This window comes from Modestobacter sp. VKM Ac-2986 (assembly GCF_026967795.1).
In the GTDB taxonomy this organism is placed as follows: Bacteria; Actinomycetota; Actinomycetes; order Mycobacteriales; family Geodermatophilaceae; genus Modestobacter.
The window spans coordinates 265,461-279,147 of record NZ_JAPVBH010000002.1 but is presented as its reverse complement, the minus strand read 5'-3'; the positions used below and the strand labels follow the sequence as shown (position 1 = coordinate 279,147).

Below are 13,687 nucleotides of genomic sequence, written 5' to 3'. Positions count from 1 at the left end.
GCCCGCCGGCTCAGGCGGGGCGGGGCCGGCGGGGCGTGCGCGCGGTCAGCCACCGCAGCGCCGCGCCCAGCGTCGACGCCGGCCACACCGCCGCCGTCAGCCGCTGCTGCCGGGACACCGACCGCAGCATCGCCCGCCGCACGGTCTGCAGCGCCTCGGCCAGCGCCGGGTCCCGCTGGTCGCCGGCACCGGGCGGCCCGTAGACCGCCCGCTCCTGGGCCAGGGCCAGCGAGCGGACGGCGGCCACCGCGGCCGGCTCGGCGCCGGAGAGCCGCTCGGCCAGCTGCCGGGACAGCTGGCGGGACGTCGTCGTCCCGGGCACGTCGATCCGCAGGTCGGTGGCGGTGGCCAGCAGCTCCTCCCACAGCGCCCCCGGCCGCCCGTCGGTCAGCCGGGCCGAGCGCTGCCGCCGGCGCACCGCGAAGGGCAGGGCGGCCAGGCCGAGCAGCAGCAGGGCGCCCACACCGCCGGTCAGCCACGGCCGCAGGTCCGGGCCCGACGTCGTCAGGGGGGCCGCGGAGGGGACGGCCTCGTCGTCCCGGTCCAGCTCGGCGGTCGGGGCGGCGGGCACCGGGGCCTCGACCTGCGGGGTGACCGGGTCGACGGTGGTGTCCTCGGTGGCGTCGGTGCGCGGCGCCCAGGGCAGGTCGACGGCCCGGTTGGCCGCGATCGGGGTGGGGTCGAAGGGGATCCAGCCCAGGCCGCTGAACCAGGCCTCGACCCAGGCGTGCGCGTCGTCGGTGGTGACCAGCCGGGTGCCGTCCTCCTGCTCCTGCCCGGGGGTGTAGCCCAGCACGACCCGCGCCGGCACCCCGGCGGCCCGCACCAGCACCGCCATCGCGCCGGCGTACTGCTCGCAGTAGCCGCGCTTGAGCCGCAGGAAGTCGGCCAGGTCGTCGCCGGTGGTGCCCGGGGTGGTGGACAGGCTGTAGATGAAGTCGTTGGCGTCGTCGGTGAAGTACCGCTGCACGGCCAGGGCCCGCTCGTAGGGGGCCTGGTCTGGGTCGGTCAGCTCGCGGGCCAGGTCGGTGACGGTGGGGTCCAGGTCGGGCAGCTGGGTGTAGCGCTCCATCGCGTCGGCGTCGGCGGGGGAGTCCGGGGCGGCGTCCAGCTGCTCGACCGAGGGCTCGGGCTGCTGCGCGCTGATCCGGTAGGTCAGCCCCGCAGTGGTCGTGTCCCGGCCGAAGACCGTGCGGGCGTCGGCGTCGAAGCGCCAGTCCTCCGCGTCGCCGTCCTCCAGCTGCACCGCCAGCGGGGAGTACAGCACCGGCATGAAGACGTCGTCGTGCTCGAGCACGGTGACGGTGGCGGTGACCGGCCGGGCGCTCTGCCCGCCGGTCAGCGGCGCCAGCGTGGCGTCGTCGGCGATCGACCCGGTGCCGTTGAGGTTGGTCAGCCCCCAGCCGCGGTCGACGGTGTACTGGTCCAGCGCGACCGACCGGAGGTACCCGGGGTCGGGGACGGAGGCGTCGAGGCGGAACAGGTCGATGGCCTCGGGGCGGTTGAGCTGCCCGGACATCTCCGCGACCGGGTCCAGCGCGGTCCCCAGCCCGTTGCCGGTGCCCGAGCCGCCCAGCCCCGCGGCCAGCGACCCCTCCGACAGCGTGGGCACGACGACCGGGAGCAGGAGGCCGGCCACCAGCGCGACGACCCCGGTGCGCAGCGCGGGCAGGGTGCCGGTGCCCAGCGCCGAGCCGCTGCCGGCCCGGGCGCCCTCGACCAGCCGGCCGCGCTGGTCGGCCCACAGGAGGACGGCGAACCCGGCGGCCGGGGCGGCGAAGGAGATCAGCGCGACGTCGCCGGTCACGGTGCTGACCGGCACGCAGTACAGGACCAGCAGGCCCAGACCGCCGAGCGCGGGCTGGCGGGCGGGCACGGCGAGCAGGTCGACGACGAGGGCGACCAGCGCCACGAAGACGGTGGTCAGCGCGACCAGCCCGTTCAGCGGCAGCGCCGGCGTGCCCTGCTCCTGCAGCTCGTCGCCGCCGTCGGCCAGCAGCCCGGCCAGGTCACCGAGGCTGGTCGGGGTGGGCACCAGGCCGGCGAAGGCGTCGCCGGGGACGAAGACCGTGGTCAGCACCACCAGCACGAGCACCAGCTGGCCGACCGGCACGAGCACCCGCGCCGGGGCCTCCCACCGCGGCGCCAGCCGCGCGGCCCCGGCGCGCAGCGCCGCCCCGCCGAGCCCCACCGCGAGCACCGCGAGGGCGACGGGTGGGAACCAGGCGAGGGTGGCGAAGACCGGCTGCAGTGCCAACGAGCCCAGCAGGACGGCGACGGCCGCGGCGACCGCGGTGCCGCCCCGGCCCTGCCGCGGTCGGGCCAGCTCGTCGGTGCTGCGGGTCATGCCGGTGCTCCCGTGGAGAGGGGGGACGTCGGGGTGGGGTGCACCGAGCCGGTGGCGGCCCCGGCGGCGGTGGGCTGGCCGCCCAGTCGGGCCCACACCTGGTCGACCGTCTGGTCCGGGCGCACGGCCAGGACCTGCCAGCCGGCCGACCGCAGCAGCGTCACCGCCTGCTCCTGCCGCTCGACCAGCTGGGCGCGGGCGCCGGCCGACAGCGGACGGCGGCTGCGGGTGGCCCCGGCGTCCAGCCAGGCGCCGGCGTCGACGACCACCGCGACGTCGCTGCCCGGGCCGGAGCGGGCGCGGGCCAGCGCGGTGACGTCCTCGGGGCCGACCAGCCCGAGCAGGCAGATCGCCGGCCCGTCGACGGCGGTGCGGCGCAGCGTCTCCACGCCCACCTGCAGGCCGGGGTACCGGGAGGGCTCCAGCTCGGCCAACCGGTCCAGCAGCTCGTCGGGGCCCAGGGTGCCGCGGCCCAGCGCCGCGGTCAGCTCGCCGGCGTCGGTGACCACCCGCAGGGCGGCGCCGCGCCGCAGCAGGTGCACCCCGATGCTGGCCGCGGCCTCGATCGACCACTCCAGGGTGTCCGGCGAGGGTGCGGTGCCCCGGGCCCGGCTCCCGGCCAGGTGCGCGGTGGCCCGGGTGTCCAGGAACAGGGTGGCCGCGGCCTGCCACGGCGTCTCCTCCAGCCGGACCATCAGCTCGCCGGTGCGCGCGGTGGCCCGCCAGTGCACCAGCCGCAGGTCGTCGCCGTAGCGGTACTCGCGGGTGCTGACGTCGTCCTCGCCGTGCACGGCGATCGAGCGGCGCGCGCCCTCCCCGCCGGTGCCGCCGGCGCCGCTGAGCCCGCCGGTGCCCTGCAGCGGCCGCACCCGGGGCACCACCAGCAGGGCGGCGGTGTCGCTGCCGGCGGCCGTGCGCAGCACCAGGCCGAAGGGGTCGACCAGCCGCAGCCGCAGCGGGCCGAGGGCGAACCGGCCGCGCCGGGCACCGTGCAGCCGGTAGCGCAGCGGGGCGGTGGCGCCGGGGGACAGCCGCTCGACGACGAACTGCGGACGGCGGCCCAGCTCGGCCGGCAGCTGCTCGGTCAGCAGCCACAGCCCGCCCGACCGGCGGTCGGTGTTGGCCACCTCGACGAGGACCTCGGCGCTCTCGCCGCGCGGGAGCCGGGCCGGGGTGACGGTGCGCCGGGTGGCGACCCGGAACCGCTGCCGGGCGACGCCGACGGCGGAGACGACCGGCAGCGCCAGGACGAACAGCGCCAGCTGCACCAGCGCGCGCTCACCGAGCACCGCGCCCAGGGCCAGCAGGGTGAGCCCGGCGGCGACCAGGCAGCGCCCGCGCAGGGTCAGGGAGGAGGCGGCGTCGGCCAGCCGAGTACGGGCCATGGGTCGGGTGGTCCGGCGGTCGCTCAGTGCCCGCGCTGGACGGGGACGGAGGTCAGCAGGTCGGCCACCACGCGCTGGGTGTCGCGGCGGGCGAGGGCGGCGTCGGGGGTGAGCAGCAGCCGGTGGGCCAGCACCGGCACGGCCATGGCCTGGACGTCGTCGGGCAGCACGTGGTCGCGCCCGGCCAGCGCGGCGGCGGCGCGGGCGGCCCGCAGCAGCTGCAGCCCGGCCCGGGGCGAGGCGCCCAGGCGCAGCTCGGGGGAGCGGCGGGTGGCCTCGACCAGCGAGACGACGTAGCGGCGCAGCGGCTCGGCCACGTGCAGCCGGCCCACGGCGGCGACCAGGGCGCGCACCTGGGCGGCGTCGACCACCGGGGTCAGGGCGGTCAGCGGGTCGACGGTGGCGCGCTCGTCGAGCATCGCGAGCTCGGCGTCCCGGTCGGGGTAGCCCATCGACACCCGGGCGGTGAAGCGGTCGCGCTGGGCCTCGGGGAGGGGGTAGGTGCCCTCCATCTCCAGCGGGTTCTGGGTGGCCACGACCATGAAGGGGCGGGCCAGCTCGTAGCTGACGCCGTCGACGGTGACCTGCCGCTCCTCCATGCACTCCAGCAGGGCGGACTGCGTCTTGGGCGAGGCGCGGTTGATCTCGTCGGCCACCACCACGTTGGCGAAGATCGCGCCGGGCTTGAACTCGAAGGCCCGGGAGTCACGGTCGTAGACGGCCACCCCGGTCACGTCGCTGGGCAGCAGGTCCGGGGTGAACTGGATCCGGCGGACCGTGCCGTCGATCGTGCGGGCCAGCGCCTTGGCCAGCGTCGTCTTCCCGACGCCGGGCACGTCCTCGATCAGCAGGTGGCCCTCGGCGAGCAGCACGACCAGCGCCAGCCGGACGACGTCGGGCTTGCCCTCCACGACCCGGCCGATGGCCTCGGCGAGCCGGGCCCCCTCGGCCGCGACGTCGACATCGGGGCCCGGTGCGGCGTGGGGGTCGGCACCGTGCCGTGGCGCGGAGCGCAGCTCCGTCGTGCCCCGGTCCGGACGCAGCCCTGCCGTGCTCTCGCTCACCCGCCACACGGTACGTGCAGATGGCAACTGCGGGGGTGGTCGCGCGGCCGTCCGCGACGTCCCCGCCGACGGGCGCCGCCGGGGCTGCCGTGCTGGTCGGGAGCCCGCTGTGGGGTGCCTGTGGGGGCGGGTGGAGGACGGGGGACGACACGTGGCGATGTGGTGTCTGGTGGGGGCCAGTGGGTTACTGTGTCGCGGAATGGGGAGGCTGGGACCACGGATGGTGCCCGGCGACACCACAGGAGGACAGATGCAGGGGGTGATCCGGTGTTCGTCGGCAGCTACCCCCTGCGCCTCGACGAGAAGGGCCGGCTCGCCCTCCCTGTCCGGTACCGCGACCTCGTGGCCGACGGCATGGTGATCAAGAAGGGCCAGGAACGCTGCGTCTACGGGCTGACCATGGCCCGGGTCGCCGAGCAGAGCGCCGCCCTCAAGGCCATGGCGCCCTCGGACACCAACGGCGCCCGCATGCACGCGCGGATGAGCTTCGGCTCGATGGTCGAGGTGGAGGCCGACAAGACCGGCCGCATCACCATCCCGGCCAGCCTGCGCGAGTACGCCGGCCTGGACCGCGACGTGGTCGTGGTCGGCGTCGACACCCGCTTCGAGATCTGGGACTCCGCCACCTGGGAGGCCTACGTGGCCGAGCAGGAGGCCGCGTTCGCGGCGATGGAGAGCGAGGGGATGCCGACCCTCTCCTGAGCCCCACCGCCCCCCACCCACCCCCTGACGCACACCCCCGTCTTCGAGCCTGCTTCCCCGCGGCTCGACGGCACCCCCGGCAGGCGAGCCGACTTCCCCCCGGCTCGACGCCACCGCAGGACCGCCCCACCGCCCGGCCGCCCCAGCAGGGCACCTCCTGGTACCGCTTCCCCGGCGCCAGGCGACCCTGCGGGGCGGCGGGCCAGGGTCGGCGCCCCACCCCGGCGCCACCTCCCACCCCCGCCCCCACTGCACCCCACCCCGGGTCCGCAGCACCCCGAGCCGCCCCGGAGAGGACCCGTCGATGAGCAGCCCCGAGCCCACCGGGCCCGCGCTGCACGTCCCCGTCCTGCTCGACCGGGTCACCGAGCTGCTGGCCCCGGCGCTGCGTGCCCCCGGCGCGGTGGTCGTCGACTGCACGCTGGGCCTGGCCGGGCACTCCCTGGCGCTGCTGGCCGCCCACCCCCGGCTGCGGCTGATCGGCCTGGACCGCGACCCCGACGCCCGCGCCGAGGCCGCCGCCCGGATCGACGCCGCCGGCTTCACCGACCGGGCCACCCTCGTGCCCGCCGTCTTCGACGAGCTGCCCGACGTCCTGGACCGCCTCGGCGTCCCCGAGGTGCAGGGCGTGCTGTTCGACCTGGGCGTGTCCTCGCTGCAGCTGGACCGGCCCACCCGCGGCTTCAGCTACTCCACCGACGCCCCGCTGGACATGCGGATGGACCCCAGCGGCCCGCGCACCGCCGCCGACGTGGTCAACACCTACTCCCACGGCGAGCTCGCCCGGGTGCTGCGGGTCTACGGCGAGGAGCGCTTCGCCGGCCGGATCGCCTCGGCCATCGAGCGGGAACGCACCCGGGAGCCGTTCACCGGCACCGCCCGGCTGGCCGAGCTGGTCCGCGACGCCATCCCCGCCGCCACCCGCCGCACCGGTGGCCACCCCGCCAAGCGGACCTTCCAGGCCCTGCGCATCGAGGTCAACGACGAGCTCGGCGTGCTCACCCGTGCACTGCCGGCGGCCATCGATGCCCTCGCCGTCGGTGGCCGGATCGCCGTCATCAGCTTCCACTCCCTCGAGGACCGCATCGTGAAGCAGACCCTCGCCGCCGAGGCGACCGACCGCACCCCGCCCGGCATGCCGGTCCCGATGCCCGAGCACGCGCCGGTGCTGCGGCTGGTCACCCGTGGGGGAGAGGCCCCCGGCGAGGCCGAGCTGGCCGTCAACCCGCGGGCGGCCTCGGCCCGCGTGCGCGCCGCCGAGCGTGTCCGGCGGGCCTCGTGAGCGCGTGGACGAGCGCACCGGCGACGACGCCCGGCGCGGGGCCGTCGTGAGCCAGCCGGCCCGCACGGCGCGGGGGACCACCCCGCACCCCCCGCTGCCCCGCACCCCGCTGGTGCAGACCACGACGCCCCCGGTGACCTCGACCGCCGCCGGGTCCAGCAGCCCCCGCCCGCCGGTCGCCCGCACCCCGGTCGCGCGCACGCCTGCGCGCAGCGCCCCGGTCGCCCGGGGCAGCGTGCCGCGGTCGGCCAGCGGCCCGGTGCACGTGCCCCGCAGCGCCCCCACCCGGCGCACCGGTCCGGTGGCCTCCGGACCGCAGCTGAAGCTGGTGCCCGCCGCCACCCGCACCCCGGGGCGGGCCACCTCCCGCAGCCGCCGTCGCGCGCCCTTCGTCGCGCTGATCGTGGCGCTGCTGGTCGCCACCACGCTGGGGCTGCTCGCGCTGAACACCGCCATCGCGGTCGACTCGCTCAAGGCCAACGAGCAGCGCGCCGCCAACGCGCAGCAGGCCGAGGAGGTCTCCCGGCTGGAGCAGCAGGTCGTGGCTGCCGACACCGCCACCGAGCTGGCCCGCGCCGCCGCGGCGGCCGGGCTGGTGCAGCCGGGTGCCCCGGCGCACCTGGTGCTGCAGCCCGACGGCACCTCGGTGCTCCTGGGCACGGCCGTCCCGGCGCCCGACCCGAACGCCCCGGACCCGAACGCACCGGCACCGGCCACGCCGCCGGCCGCGGCGACCCCGCCCGCGACCGACGGGCCGGCCCCGGCCGGGACCACCCCGACGGACGCCGCCCCGAGCGGGACCGCACCGGCCGACACCGCCACCGACCCCGCACCGGCCGGGGCGCCGACGCAGGCCGACCCCGCCACCGACCCCGCTGCACCGACCCCCGGGAACTGATCCGTGCCCCCTGCAGGCCAGCTGCCGCCGATCCGTCCCGCCGCCGCGCGCCGCGACGGCGGCCGGGCGTCCGGTCCGGCCCGCCGCTCCGGCTCCTCGGCGTCCCGGCCGGAGCCCGGCGCGCGCCGGCGGCGTCCGACGCTGGGGCTGCACCAGCGGGACAAGCGCAACCGGTGGGGCCTGGCCCTGCTGATCACCCTGCTGGTGGTGGTCGTGGGCAAGCTGGTCCTGCTGCAGGGCGTCGACGGGGCCGCGTACGCCCGGGCGGCGGAGGCCGACCGGATGTCGGTCTCGCCGATCGAGGCAGCCCGGGGCCAGATCACCGACCGCACCGGCCGGGTGCTGGCCTACTCGGTCGCCGCCGAACGGGTCGTCGCGGACCCGAAGGCGGTCACCGACCCCACCCGCACCGCCCTGGCGCTGACCACGCTGCTCGACGTCCCGGCCGCGGAGCTGACCGAGAAGCTCTCCCGGGACAGCCGCTACGTGGTGCTCAAGCCCAAGGTGCCCACCGAGGTCACCGACCGGATCCGCGAGCTGCCGCGGGAGGACCGGACCGGCATCGTCTTCGAGCCCGACCCGGTCCGGCTGTACCCCGCCGGCGCCGTGGGCGGGCAGGTCGTCGGGTTCGTCGGCACCGACGGCGCGGGGCTGGCCGGCATCGAGCGGACGTTCGAGGACCAGCTGACCGGCACCGACGGCGAGGAGCGCACCGAGGTCGACGGCAGCGGCAACCCGATCCCCTCGGGCATCGACGACACGACCCCCGCCGTCGACGGCAGCACGGTCGCGCTGACCATCGACGAGGACCTGCAGTACGTCGTGCAGCAGCGGCTGGACGCCGCCTGCGCCGACGGGGCGACGACCTCCGGCTCGGCCGTGGTCCAGGACGTGCACACCGGCGAGGTCGTCGCGATGGCCGCCTGCCCCGGCTACGACCCCGGGCGCTACAACGAGACCGACCCCGAGCTGCTGGGCAACCCGGTGGTCTCCGACGTGTACGAGCCCGGCTCGGTCATGAAGGCGGTCACCCTGGCCGCCGCCATCGACCTGGGCAAGGCCACCAAGGACACCGAGCTCGTCGTCCCGGACTCCATCGAGGCCGGGGACGTCACCGTCCGGGACGCCGGCCGGCACCCGCCGCGGCGCTACACGGTCACCGGGATCATGGCCAAGTCCAGCAACGTCGGCACGATCATGCTCGCCCGCGAGGTGGGCGACGGGAAGCTGGAGGAGTACCTCAAGGCCTTCGGCATCGGCGCGCAGACCGGGGTCGAGCTGCCGGGGGAGAGCGCCGGCATCCTGGAGAGCGCCGCGGAGTGGACGCAGAGCCGGGCGGCCAACGTGCCGATCGGCCAGGGCGTGTCGGTGACCACCCTGCAGATGGCCTCGGTCTACCAGACCCTGGCCAACGGGGGCGTGCGCATCCCGCCGCGGGTGGTCGCCTCGGTCACCGCCCCCGACGGCACGGTCACCACAGCCCCGCGCCCCGAGGGCGTCCGGGTGGTCAGCGAGGACACCGCCGACCAGCTGACCCACATGCTCGAGTCCGTCGTCGGCAAGGGCGGCACCGCGCCGCTGGGTGCCGTCGACGGCTTCCGGGTGGTGGGCAAGACCGGCACCGCGCAGCGGGCCAACCCCGACTGCAGCTGCTACACCGGCGGCGGCTACTTCACGACCTTCGTCGGCTACGCCCCCGCCGACGACCCGCAGTACGTCGTGGCCGTCGACCTGGAGCGGCCCACCAGCGACGCCGAGGGCGGCCAGGTCGCCGCACCGGTGTTCTCCGACGTCATGCGGTTCGCGCTGACCGCCGGTGGCGTCGTCCCCTCGGGCTCCCCGCGGCCCGACTTCACCCTCCTGGTCGACTGATCCCCGTCCCGACCGCGGACCGGCCGTCCCGGGCGACACGAGGTGGCCCGGTGGGCGGGCGCCCGGGTGCCGCGCCGGTAGATTGGGCGGTCGTGACCCCGACCGCCTCCGGGTCGGCTCCCCGGCCTGCGGGGATCCGCCCTGTCCCGCTCACCGACCTGGCCGACCTGACCGGCGCCCCCGTGCAGGGGGAGGCCGCGGTGACCGTCTCCGGCGTCACCCTCGCCTCCGGCGACGTCCGGCCCGGAGACCTCTACGCCGCCCTCCCCGGCGCCCGCACGCACGGCGCCGCGTACGTCCCCGAGGCCCTGGCCCGCGGTGCGGTCGCGGTGCTGACCGACGCCGCCGGCCGCGCCGCGATCAGCGACCCGGACGTCGCCGTGTGCGTGGTCGAGGACCCGCGCGCGGTGCTCGGCCCGGTCGCCTCCCGGGTGTACGGCCGGCCCAGTGAGCAGCTGACCGTGCTGGGCATCACCGGCACCAACGGCAAGACGACGACGAGCTACCTGGTCGAGGCCGGGCTGGCCGCCGCCGGCCGGCCCAGCGGCCTGATCGGCACCGTGCAGACCCGGACCCGGGGGCGCGGCGCGGACGGGGGGCCGGTCACCACCGAGCTGCCCAGCGTCCGCACGACCCCCGAGGCGCCCGACCTGCACGCGCTGCTGGCGACGATGGTCGACTCCGGCGTGCAGGCGGTGGTCATGGAGGTCTCCAGCCACGCGCTGGTGCAGGGCCGGGTCGGGGGCGTGGGCTTCGCCGCCGCCGGCTTCACCAACCTCTCCCGTGACCACCTGGACTTCCACGGCGACGTCGAGAGCTACTTCCAGGCCAAGGCGCTGCTGTTCGACGGCCGGGCCGCGGTCGAGGTCGTCGACGTCGACGACGAGCACGGACGCCGGTTGGTCCGCCCCGGCACGGTCACCGTCAGCACCGCCGGGGCGGCCGCCGACTGGTCGGCCACCGACGTGGCCACCGCCCCCGCGGGCGGCTCGACGTTCACCCTGCACGGCCCCGGCGGGCGCACCTGGCCGGCCCGGTTGCGGCTGCCCGGTGACTTCAACGTGGCCAACGCCGTGCTGGCGGTCGCGCTGCTGGACGCCGTGGGCGTGCCGGTGGAGACCGCGCTGGCCGGGCTGGCCGACACCGTCGTCCCCGGGCGGATGGAGCCGGTCGACGCCGGGCAGCCCTTCGTCGCCGTCGTCGACTACGCGCACACCCCGGACGCGGTCGCCACCGCGCTCTCGGCGCTGCGCGGGTCGACCGCGGGCCGGCTGGTCACCGTGCTCGGCTGCGGCGGTGACCGCGACACCGGCAAGCGCCCCGCGATGGGCGCGGCCGCGGCCGCCGGCAGCGACGTGCTGGTGATCACCGACGACAACCCGCGCTCGGAGGACCCCGCGGCCATCCGGTCCGCGATGCGCGCCGGGGCCGAGGAGGTGCCGGCCCCGCAGCGGGCCGAGGTGCTCGAGATCGGCGACCGGCGGGCCGCGCTGGCCGCGGCCGTCGCCCTCGCGCGACCGGGTGACACGTTGCTGGTGGCCGGCAAGGGCCACGAGACCGGCCAGGAGGTGGGAGGTTCCGTGCTGCCCTTCGACGACCGCGCGGTGCTGCGCGAGCTGCTCCAGACGGCTGCGGGGGTGACCGCGTGAAGTCGGTGCTGGTCGCCGCCGCCGTGGGGCTGATCGTGTCGATCCTGATGACCCCGCTGGCCATCAAGGCCTTCCGGCGTCAGGGCTTCGGACAGGAGATCCGCGACGACGGCCCGGAGAGCCACCTGGCCAAGAAGGGCACGCCCACCATGGGCGGCACCGTCATGGTCCTGGCCACCGTGCTCGGCTACCTGGTCGCCCACCTGTTCCTGATCAACCAGGAGGGCCGGGGGGTCACCGCCACCGGCCTGCTGCTGCTGTTCCTGCTCATCGGCATGGGCACCGTCGGGTTCCTCGACGACTACCTCAAGATCCGCTACCGGCGCAGCCTGGGACTGAACAAGACGGCCAAGCTGGTCGGCCAGCTGGTCGTCGGGCTGACCTTCGCCGTCCTCGCGCTGATCGAGGACGGCGCCGACGGCACCGCGGTGGCCACCACCACCGTGTCCTTCGTGCGGGACATCGCGCCGCTGACCATGCCGGCGTTCGTGTTCTGCGCGGTGGCCTACCTGTTCATCGCCGGGTTCTCCAACGCGGTCAACCTCACCGACGGCCTCGACGGGCTGGCCGCCGGCTGCTCGGCGATGGTGTTCGCCTCCTACGTGATCATCTCGTTCTGGCAGTTCGGCCACGACTGCAGCTCCGCGCTGGCCATCGAGGGCTGCTACACCGTGCGCGACCCCCTCGACGTCACCCTGATCGCCGCGTCGGCGATGGGCGCCTGCCTGGGCTTCCTGTGGTGGAACACCTCGCCGGCGCGGATCTTCATGGGCGACACCGGCTCGCTGGCCCTCGGTGGGCTGATGGCGGGTCTGGCCATCGTCACCCGCACCGAGCTGCTGCTGGTCGTCCTCGGCGGGCTCTTCGTCGCGGTGACCCTGTCGGTGGTCATCCAGGTCGCCTTCTTCCGGGCCACCCGGCGGCGGGTGTTCCGGATGGCGCCGCTGCACCACCACTTCGAGCTCGCCGGCTGGGCGGAGAACACCGTCATCGTCCGGTTCTGGTTGGTCACCGGGATGGCCGTGGCCTTCGGGCTCGGGCTGTTCTACGCCGACTGGCTCTCCTTCGCGGGCCTCTGATGAGCGTCCTCGTCGCCGGGCTCGGCGTCTCCGGGGTCGCCGCCGCGCGGGTGCTGCTCGCCCGCGGGGACGACGTCGCGCTCACCGACGCGCGGGAGCCGGCCGTGCTCACCGAGCTGGTCGCCGCCGGCGCGCGCTGGCTGGGCCCGCTCACCGCCCCACCCGAGGACGTCGACCTGGTGGTCACCTCGCCGGGCTGGCGGCCGGACAGCCCGCTGCTGGTCGCGGCCGCCGAGCGCGGCATCGAGGTCATCGGTGAGCCCGAGCTGGCCTGGCGGCTGCGGATCGCGGCCCCCGGCGGGGAGCCGGCGCCCTGGTACGCGGTGACCGGCACCAACGGCAAGACCACCACCGTCACCATGCTCGAGCAGGTGCTCACTGCCGGGGGCCTGCGCGCGGTGGCCGCCGGCAACGTCGGCCGGCCGCTGGTCGAGGTCGTCACCGCCCGCGACGCCGACGGCCGGCCCAGCTTCGACGCGATCGCCGTGGAGCTGTCCAGCTTCCAGCTGCACTGGTCGAGCTCGATCGCCCCGGCCGCGGCGTGCGTGCTCAACGTCGCCGACGACCACGTCGACTGGCACGGGTCCTTCACCGCCTACCGCGACGCCAAGGCCCGGCTGCTGCGGCTGGCCCCGGTCGCGGTCGCCGACGCCGGTGACCCGGTCGCGGCCGCCCTGGTCGCCGCCCACCCGCACCCGGTGACCGTGACCCTGGACGAGCCCGCGCCCGGCCAGCTCGGGGTGCGGGGGAGCGACCTGGTCGACCGCGCGTTCGGCACCGACCCGGCCGGCGACGTCCTCGTCGGCACCGGCGAGCTGCAGGTCGGCGGGCCGCACAACCTGGTCAACGCGATGGCCGCCGCGGCGCTCGCCCGGGTCGCCGGGGTCGACGCCGACGGCGTGCGCCGGGGGCTGGCCGCCTTCACCGGCGGGGCCCACCGCAACGTGCTGGTCGGCCGGGTGGGCGAGGTGGACTTCGTCGACGACAGCAAGGCCACCAACCCGCACGCGGCCGGTGCCTCGCTGGCGGCCTACCCGCGGGTGGTCTGGATCGCCGGTGGGCTGCTCAAGGGCGCCGACGTCGACCCACTGGTCGCCGCGGTCGCGCCGCGGCTGGCCGGGGTCGTGCTGCTGGGCCGGGACCGGGAGGAGCTGGCCCGGTCACTGGCGCGACACGCCCCGTCGGTCCCGCGCACGGTGGTCGCCAGCGGCGACCATGAGGCCATGGGTGCTGATGTGTCGTACGGGGACGGTGTGATGCGGGAGGTGGTGGCCGCCGCCGCCGCGCTGGCGAGCCCGGGCGACACCGTCCTGCTGGCCCCGGCCGCCGCGTCGATGGACGTCTTCACCGACTACGCCCACCGGGGTCGTGCCTTCGCCGACGCCGTGCGGGCGCTGGGCTGAGCCGAC

At 76.6% G+C, this 13,687-nt stretch carries 10 protein-coding genes; 7 read left to right on the top strand and 3 right to left on the bottom strand.

Features of this window, described 5'->3' with window-relative positions; genetic code table 11:
- Positions 1-10 precede the first annotated feature (10 nt).
- From O2W14_RS05575 to O2W14_RS05565, 3 genes are read right to left on the bottom strand one after another with little or no spacing between them, the layout of a single operon-like run.
- Complete coding sequence (locus O2W14_RS05575; RefSeq protein ID WP_269175086.1) at positions 11-2,347, bottom strand: transglutaminase family protein; 2,337 nt, start codon at positions 2,345-2,347, stop codon at positions 11-13.
- Positions 2,344-3,732 (bottom strand): DUF58 domain-containing protein, encoded by a 1,389-nt coding sequence (locus O2W14_RS05570; protein ID WP_269175085.1) that lies wholly within the window; start codon positions 3,730-3,732, stop codon positions 2,344-2,346. Before O2W14_RS05570 ends, O2W14_RS05575 begins: the two co-directional genes overlap by 4 nt.
- A 23-nt stretch (positions 3,733-3,755) precedes the next feature.
- Entirely contained in the window at positions 3,756-4,796 is a 1,041-nt protein-coding gene (locus tag O2W14_RS05565; RefSeq protein ID WP_269175084.1) for an AAA family ATPase, read from the bottom strand.
- Positions 4,797-5,063: 267 nt separating this feature from the next.
- Here O2W14_RS05565 and mraZ point away from each other — a divergent pair, with 267 nt between their 5' ends.
- From mraZ to murD, 7 genes are all read left to right on the top strand, one after another.
- On the top strand, positions 5,064-5,498 hold the full coding sequence (gene mraZ / locus O2W14_RS05560; protein WP_269175083.1) for a division/cell wall cluster transcriptional repressor MraZ: 435 nt from the start codon (positions 5,064-5,066) through the stop codon (positions 5,496-5,498).
- A gap of 304 nt (positions 5,499-5,802) precedes the next feature.
- Positions 5,803-6,780 carry a 16S rRNA (cytosine(1402)-N(4))-methyltransferase RsmH gene (gene rsmH / locus O2W14_RS05555; RefSeq protein WP_269175082.1) on the top strand — a complete coding sequence of 326 codons (978 nt, stop codon included), beginning with the start codon at positions 5,803-5,805 and terminating at the stop codon, positions 6,778-6,780.
- Positions 6,781-6,784: 4 nt separating this feature from the next.
- Positions 6,785-7,678: a hypothetical protein gene (locus O2W14_RS05550; protein WP_269175081.1), complete on the top strand. Its 894-nt coding sequence runs from the start codon at positions 6,785-6,787 to the stop codon at positions 7,676-7,678.
- Positions 7,679-7,681: 3 nt separating this feature from the next.
- Entirely contained in the window at positions 7,682-9,550 is a 1,869-nt protein-coding gene (locus O2W14_RS05545) for a peptidoglycan D,D-transpeptidase FtsI family protein (RefSeq protein WP_269175080.1), read from the top strand.
- A 92-nt stretch (positions 9,551-9,642) separates the two neighbouring features.
- Positions 9,643-11,199 (top strand): UDP-N-acetylmuramoyl-L-alanyl-D-glutamate--2,6-diaminopimelate ligase, encoded by a 1,557-nt coding sequence (locus O2W14_RS05540; protein WP_269175079.1) that lies wholly within the window; start codon positions 9,643-9,645, stop codon positions 11,197-11,199.
- On the top strand, positions 11,196-12,278 hold the full coding sequence (gene mraY / locus O2W14_RS05535) for a phospho-N-acetylmuramoyl-pentapeptide-transferase (protein WP_269175078.1): 1,083 nt from the start codon (positions 11,196-11,198) through the stop codon (positions 12,276-12,278). The genes O2W14_RS05540 and mraY overlap by 4 nt, the downstream gene beginning before the upstream one ends.
- Positions 12,278-13,681, top strand: a complete 1,404-nt coding sequence (gene murD, locus O2W14_RS05530) for a UDP-N-acetylmuramoyl-L-alanine--D-glutamate ligase (protein WP_269175077.1) — start codon at positions 12,278-12,280, stop codon at positions 13,679-13,681. Before mraY ends, murD begins: the two co-directional genes overlap by 1 nt.
- The last annotated feature ends 6 nt before the right edge of the window (positions 13,682-13,687 follow it).

What these genes read in the sequence shown, in the direction of transcription:
- O2W14_RS05575 (WP_269175086.1), bottom strand. Translation starts at nt 2,347, where the DNA reads ATGACCCGCAGCACCGACGAGCTGGCCCGACCGCGGCAGGGCCGGGGC.
- rsmH (WP_269175082.1), top strand. Translation starts at nt 5,803, where the DNA reads ATGAGCAGCCCCGAGCCCACCGGGCCCGCGCTGCACGTCCCCGTCCTG.
- O2W14_RS05570 (WP_269175085.1), bottom strand. Translation starts at nt 3,732, where the DNA reads ATGGCCCGTACTCGGCTGGCCGACGCCGCCTCCTCCCTGACCCTGCGC.
- murD (WP_269175077.1), top strand. Translation starts at nt 12,278, where the DNA reads ATGAGCGTCCTCGTCGCCGGGCTCGGCGTCTCCGGGGTCGCCGCCGCG.